Origin of the sequence: Pseudomonas sp. EA_35y_Pfl2_R5, assembly GCF_963970805.1 — a bacterium.
In the GTDB taxonomy this organism is placed as follows: domain Bacteria; phylum Pseudomonadota; class Gammaproteobacteria; order Pseudomonadales; family Pseudomonadaceae; genus Aquipseudomonas.
This window is the reverse complement of record NZ_CAXAOW010000030.1, coordinates 1-6,013: the sequence shown is the minus strand read 5'-3', so window position 1 is coordinate 6,013 and position 6,013 is coordinate 1. Positions and strand designations below refer to the sequence as shown.

At 46.5% G+C, this 6,013-nt stretch carries 10 protein-coding genes; all 10 read right to left on the bottom strand.

Translation table 11 applies throughout. From position 1 onward, the window contains the following. The coding region (locus AACX99_RS21925; RefSeq protein WP_339414533.1) for a hypothetical protein at positions 1-197 on the bottom strand (197 nt) is incomplete at its 3' end. A gap of 636 nt (positions 198-833) precedes the next feature. Then, on the bottom strand, positions 834-1,406 hold the full coding sequence (locus AACX99_RS21920) for a hypothetical protein (RefSeq protein WP_339414532.1): 573 nt from the start codon (positions 1,404-1,406) through the stop codon (positions 834-836). Between the two features lie 99 nt (positions 1,407-1,505). Continuing rightward, positions 1,506-1,904 (bottom strand): DUF7668 domain-containing protein, encoded by a 399-nt coding sequence (locus AACX99_RS21915; RefSeq protein ID WP_339414531.1) that lies wholly within the window; start codon positions 1,902-1,904, stop codon positions 1,506-1,508. Positions 1,905-2,003: 99 nt separating this feature from the next. Then, positions 2,004-2,381, bottom strand: a complete 378-nt coding sequence (locus AACX99_RS21910) for a DUF6869 domain-containing protein (RefSeq protein ID WP_339414530.1) — start codon at positions 2,379-2,381, stop codon at positions 2,004-2,006. Positions 2,382-2,458: 77 nt separating this feature from the next. Next, positions 2,459-2,956 (bottom strand): DinB family protein, encoded by a 498-nt coding sequence (locus AACX99_RS21905; RefSeq protein WP_339414529.1) that lies wholly within the window; start codon positions 2,954-2,956, stop codon positions 2,459-2,461. 69 nt (positions 2,957-3,025) lie between these two features. Further along, a complete protein-coding gene (locus AACX99_RS21900) occupies positions 3,026-3,484 on the bottom strand; it encodes an SRPBCC family protein (RefSeq protein ID WP_339414528.1) in 459 nt (152 codons plus the stop codon). Positions 3,485-3,670: 186 nt separating this feature from the next. Beyond that, positions 3,671-4,117, bottom strand: a complete 447-nt coding sequence (locus AACX99_RS21895) for a hypothetical protein (RefSeq protein ID WP_339414527.1) — start codon at positions 4,115-4,117, stop codon at positions 3,671-3,673. Positions 4,118-4,448: 331 nt separating this feature from the next. Beyond that, entirely contained in the window at positions 4,449-4,835 is a 387-nt protein-coding gene (locus AACX99_RS21890; protein ID WP_339414526.1) for a hypothetical protein, read from the bottom strand. Between the two features lie 150 nt (positions 4,836-4,985). After that, positions 4,986-5,219, bottom strand: coding sequence for a hypothetical protein (locus tag AACX99_RS21885; protein WP_339414525.1), 234 nt, complete (start codon positions 5,217-5,219; stop codon positions 4,986-4,988). An 80-nt stretch (positions 5,220-5,299) separates the two neighbouring features. Continuing rightward, on the bottom strand, positions 5,300-5,869 hold the full coding sequence (locus AACX99_RS21880) for a hypothetical protein (RefSeq protein WP_339414524.1): 570 nt from the start codon (positions 5,867-5,869) through the stop codon (positions 5,300-5,302). Positions 5,870-6,013 lie beyond the last annotated feature (144 nt).

The following is a 6,013-nucleotide window of genomic DNA, read 5'->3' as shown; positions in this document are numbered from 1 at the left end:
TCGGCTTGAGTAAGCTGTTTTACAAGGCCTTGATAAGCTTGATTCAGACTGGTTTCTGTTTTATCCAATTCGATAGCAATGCATTGCTCCACATCTGGTGTGGAAAATGCCTTTGCGCAGTCAATTCTAGAGGCTTCTTCTGCATTGACGCTAATAGAGATAAGGATTGTGAAAAGAAGTAGAGCACGCGGCGTCATGTCTATCCCTAACGTTTGGTTAAGGGGCGGGCTTTAGCCCGTCCCAGTGAGCGAAGCGAACGGTTTGAACCACTTGTTAGGTGTTGGTCGGTAAATTGCGGTTCTTTATTCGTTCTGTAAGAGTTGTAATGTTTTTAGGCGCGTGACATAACATGAGTATAAGTGATGTGTGAATAAGTATTGATGGAAGAATGCCTGCTAAAATTACTAGGTAATTAACGCTTTTCCACTGCGCTATGATTTTGAGTGTGCTAATTAAATTCCAAGGCATAGATGTCGACGAAAACAAAAAGCAGACGTAAGCAAAAATTATTGCTAGACAAACTAGATTTATAATTGAGGTTAGGCTTCTTCGGGCATTACACGTCAGTGCTGAAATCACGAAGGGTGCCGATATAAGGCTGGCCCAAAATAAACTAGTTCCGAGCGTAGACTCGCAATTACGTTGTCCCATACATGACCCAACAGCACCGGCTATACCAAATCCGACAATTAAAGCTGTAAGGCTAAGAATTATGCGAATGGCTATCAGCATATAAGCACCTAACGTTTAAGCTAAGGGGCGGGCTTTAGCCCGTCCCAGTGAGCGCAGCGAACGATTTGAACCAGTTGTTAGGCTGTATGGGTTACACATTTTTATTTAAAATTTAATGAATTAAAAAATTTTTCAGCAACTTCTCGCCTGAAAGCAGGGATGCTGGTTTCTTTGCCGAAGCTTGAAAATGATAGCGATACTATTTGAGATGCTGTGTTCGGGACTGGGCATTCAATCATTCTTTGATTCATAAAGGTGGGGGGAATATTATTTCTTTCTTTACGTGGGTGTTTTGTTATCCACTCTATTGAGATGCAGTCGGTGCCAAGGTGAATTATTCTTTTGTAGTTATAGCTTATTAATAATTCATTTTTGGCTTCGTTGTATGAAAATCTAGAAAGGCGTTTCCCAGCGTTTTCTAAAATATGTTCGACTCTATCTTTTGCGGGGTCTATGGTGATTACGCGCGCTGTTAGAAATGAGGCGTAGAATGGAGGCTCAGGTAACTGATTGCTGAATTGCACGCTATTTTCTTTTACTTCATATAAATCCCAGCCTAAAACGTTTGGAGCTGTAACGCTAGCAGAGTTGGAAATATCAAAAGATTGACTTGCATTCGCTGGCAATACAGATGTTGTTGCTAATGAAAGTAGTATGGCTCTTAGATATTTCATGTTTTCTCGATATGCCTAACGTTTGGTTAAGGGGCGGGCTTTAGCCCGTCCCAGTGAGCGAAGCGAACGGTTTGAACCAATTGTTATGCGGTGTATGCGTTAGGGTACATAAACCATATAAATATTGAATTCGAAGCCGTTATTTTTTTCTGACACGTGAAGACTAAGCGCAAGGTCGCTTCTACCCTCTGAGCGTGACCACAGATCAATTAAGACATCCCACCTGTTTCCCATCCAGATACAAATCGATGAATTCCAAGTTTCCTCTGGTAGTTCAGTTAGTTCTGCGCCGTAGCCTTTTATGTAATTCTCAATTTGCTCTGCAGTGTCTGGTTGCACTGGAACTACGCCAGGAATAGAAGTCGTTAGGTGGTAATCATGGCGCACAAAAGAGCTGACGATTGATTTGATTATATTTCGCCATGCAGTCGGAATCGGGCGCTCAGATTCAGCGTCTTTAATTGCCGGAACCTCAGTGCTGCTTTCGTTACTGGCCATACTCGGAACTCTTTATAGCGGCATAACGTTTGGTTAAGGGGCGGGCTTTAGCCCGTCCCAGCGAGCGGAGCGAGCGATTTGAACCACTTGTTAGGAGCTTTACCACGCCTGGCTCCTGCTTTGCTGTACTCGCTGCCATATGTTTTCGCGGGTAGTGCTTTGCCAGACACCACCTAGTAACAGCCTAAATGCTGCGTTACGGGCTGCTTCGTGTTCTACCAATTCAATTATTGCTTCACCTTGATAAACGAGCAGCATCTCCATCGGGCCTGCAGCCAATTGCTGAAACAGTGAATCCTCAGGGTGTTGATTTATTTTAGATAAAATTTCAAAAACTATCTCTAGGGCTTTCTTTGGGGCTGAATACACAAGATCATTAAGCTCGTCACCGTCTGCAAGTAACTTCCCCGTTAGTTCATACTCTCTGTAATAGCTGATCCAATTTTCAGCGATTCTAATAGTCTCTGCTCGATCCAAGAGAAGCACCTAACGTTTGGTTAAGGGGCGGGCTTTAGCCCGTCCCAGAGAGCGTAGCGAACGGTTTGAACCACTTGTTAGGCGACTACCGATGATCGAAGGAAGACCGGAAAATCTGTAGTGGGTGGGAAAACGTTGAGGTGATAAAGCATATCTGCGATGTGTCCGCGGTGATATGTGGTGTGGTTTGCCACATGAAGGAGAATATCTCCGCGCGACATGGAACCGATACCTCCGCCAATAAACTCGAACTTTACAACCTCATCAAATTGGTCATTTGATAGCGAGTCGGCATAGTCAACGTACCAGGCGTTCATTTTAAACTGAGAGGCGACAAGTTCTTGAATTGGCGGGTGATCAATAGGGTTGCGAGTCGTAAGCCCATGAGGCCTGCCAAGCAGATGGGATTGCCAAACGTAGTCCATGGCGTACGAGTGATTGAGAGTGCGGATTAGGCTGCCGAAGATTATTGGCCGTGGGCTAACTAGCTCTGATTCAGGAAGACCAGCCACTACCGACAGGAAAAGATCGTCGGCCCATGCTTTGTAGCGAATGAACTTCTGTACTGGATTCACAGAGATCTCCATCTGGCGCCTAACGTTTGAATTAAGGGGCGCCATTAGGCGCCCCTCTTGAATGATTGGTTAGGCCGAAGGCTGCTCAACATACGGAGATCCCTTACCCGTTTCTACATAGCTCTTGAGGCTTCCCAAAAATTGATTCCAACCCTGACTGCAAATCTCGTAACACTCAATCTGTTTTGTGAGACCGACGTGCTCCAGTTGCAGTAGGGTGAGAGCACCTGAGTGGGGAGTAAGTTGAAATACAATAGTTGAGCCAATCCATTCATTTGTGCGTGTTAAGCCAGGAACGACCAGATGTGCTTCGCTGACACTCCATTGAACCTCAGTAAATGGACGCAGAGCTTCAATCTGCATCACTTTGTATGTATCCCCAAAGCGAATGGTTATCTGCTGCCCAACGGTTGTACCAACTTCACTAGCTGTGGTCCACCAGTTTTGGATGCCACGCTGAGTAGTTAAGGCCTCGTAGATTATTGATGCGGGTGCGGCCATTAGAAGATCGAGTTTAAAACTGTCCATAAATTCTCCGTTCTATGTTTAATTTGTGGGCCATGACAGAAACGACACAGATCCTCATATAGTCGATTGAGATATCCTGAAATCGACATGAAAAAATCGGAATTTGACTACTTGAGGCCTAACACTTGAGTTAAGCCGAGCCGCGAAGCGGCTTCGGCTTGAACGAACTGTTAGACAACAGGCCCGTCACGTGTCGTACTCGCCGCTGTCCCACGGCTCAAAGAAAGCCATGTAATTGCCGGGCTGCATTTCGACTGCCCATGAATCGTCGTCCTCTTCAGGCGGTCGGGCGATCAAACCGAACTCAATGTCAAAGCGCTCCACAGCGAATGGAGCAACCTCTACACGCTCGAATGAGATCGCGCCAAGGCTTGCCAGCCTTTCAGAATACAAAGAACTGCGTGCACTCTCATCAAGGCCAGAGCGTGGGCCAAAGCTGTCGATCTTTGCCTCGATGAGTTGTCCGCTCTTGTCAAAGATATAGAGCGCAACAAACTCGCAACCAGGATTGCTGCCGATCGCTGGGTCAAATGGATTGGTCAGAATGAACTGACGTCCGTCGTGAATACGGCCAATGTGCTCTGCGTGATAGTCGTCGTGGTCAATTGCAATCAGGCTTGGTTGGACACCCAAAATCTCTCTCCTGTTGTCTAACACCTTGAATTAAGCCGTGCCGCGAAGCGGCATCGGCTTGAATGAATTGTTAGAACCCACCAGTGCTTTTGGCTGCATGCACCGGGCCCCGACCCCAACTGCCACTTTGTACCACCCCTGACCCTGGTCCCGGAAATCCCTAAGAACTCACGACCCCAAGACCCAATCTCTCACCCTAGTTCAAGCCGAACGGCTGATGCATGAAACATGCCCCGTGCCGATGCTTCAACACGTGGAGATGTACCTGGAGGGCAGGGGCTTTTTGCTCCCTGAGCCAAGACCTGTTCTTACTTCCAGCGGGTTCTAACGATTAAGCTAAGGGGCCGGCTTCGCCGGTCCCAGCGAACGAAGTGAGCGCTTTGAGCGCATTGTTAGGCGAAATTGACGCACCCATATAGTTGACTGCATGTGCATAATTTTTGCCTGCTGTATGAACTAGCAAAGAGTGACAATTGCTGCAGTAATCATCGGCATATTTTTCTGGAAATTCAAACATCAGTACCGCTGCTTTGAGCTCTGAATTTGAAAAGCCTTCAGATTTTAGTATTTCTATAAAACGCAGCTTTAAGGAATTCAATGCAGCTTTCAGTGGCGCGATTTCAGAGAACCGCTGTGGGCAGGGCTCGTCTGCAAGGAGATTAATAAAGACTGTTTCTTCTGCATGTGCTTTTGCTGCTTTTTTCAGATGTGGATGCACATACGACAAGCCGCTCACTGCGTGGTGCGCGATGCTGTGAGATACGCTGCTTAGCCGTTTACACGAAGCCATGAGATTTTGCCTAACGTTTGGTTAAGGGGCCGGCTTTAGCCGGTCCCAGTGAGCGAAGCGAGCGATTTGAACCAATTGTTATGTGTTTTGCACATTGTTTGCGCCTGCTTTGCGTTTGGCAATGAATTTATAAATCCTATCCGTAACTACCGCAGAGCCGAGAACGAAGCCGGCCCACAACTTTCCAGTGATGAATACGTCAAAAAACTCCATAACTGTGTCAAGAGCAATAAGCCAAAGCAGCGAGCCGAAGAAAATAACGGCGACTGCAAGGAATAATCGGTTGGCTATACTTGCGTCGGACTTAGTCATTGGGTAGGCACATAACGTTTGGTTAAGGGGCCGGCTTTAGCCGGTCCCGAGTGAGCGGAGCGAACGACTTGAACCAGTTGTTATGTGGCATCGTGCCTCCGAATGCCGAACATACCAATGCCAAGGTCGCGAAATGGATTCCTACTTTGGCCACTAGCGGCGTGAAGTTCTTTTACTAATTTCTCAGTGTCTTCAATGGCGCGCTTGGCGTTTTCTATAGATGAAAACTGCTGCCAGTCGGTTTCGGTTTTGAAACGGGTTGACTCACTCGGGAACTCTATTTCTTTGGTTATATTCTCTTTGATGGTTTTCCCATGAGCCATTTTGTCTCTGAATGCAAACAGCTCGCTAAGTGTAGAGTATGGCCTTTGCGTGAAATCTGGGGTTATGCCTGCCTGCTGGCATAATTTTGTGTATTTTTTTAATTTTGACAGTTTTCTTTCTGTCTTTTCCCAGCTTTCATCTTGTAATTGACCGAGATGATTTAAATAAGCCTCGATAGTAAAGGCGCAAAAAATCAAGCAGCTGACAAGATTGTATAGTTGGCCATCATCTGATTTTTCTGCTTGTTCAAGCATGGCCTTTGCACCGATGAACATGTACGCATATGTGTTGCTGGTTTGCCTTCCTGATAGTGTGGCCTTGCTCATGCGTACCTCGTGACACATAACGTTTGGTTAAGGGGCGGGCTTTAGCCCGTCCCGAGTGAGCGAAGCGAACGACTTGAACCACTTGTTAGGGTTCCCCACGATTTTCGTTAAGCCGCGAGTGCTCTTTAAGCTCTGCCTCAATAA

What these genes read in the sequence shown, in the direction of transcription:
- AACX99_RS21920 (WP_339414532.1), bottom strand. Translation starts at nt 1,406, where the DNA reads ATGAAATATCTAAGAGCCATACTACTTTCATTAGCAACAACATCTGTA.
- AACX99_RS21915 (WP_339414531.1), bottom strand. Translation starts at nt 1,904, where the DNA reads ATGGCCAGTAACGAAAGCAGCACTGAGGTTCCGGCAATTAAAGACGCT.
- AACX99_RS21900 (WP_339414528.1), bottom strand. Translation starts at nt 3,484, where the DNA reads ATGGACAGTTTTAAACTCGATCTTCTAATGGCCGCACCCGCATCAATA.
- AACX99_RS21885 (WP_339414525.1), bottom strand. Translation starts at nt 5,219, where the DNA reads ATGACTAAGTCCGACGCAAGTATAGCCAACCGATTATTCCTTGCAGTC.
- AACX99_RS21880 (WP_339414524.1), bottom strand. Translation starts at nt 5,869, where the DNA reads ATGAGCAAGGCCACACTATCAGGAAGGCAAACCAGCAACACATATGCG.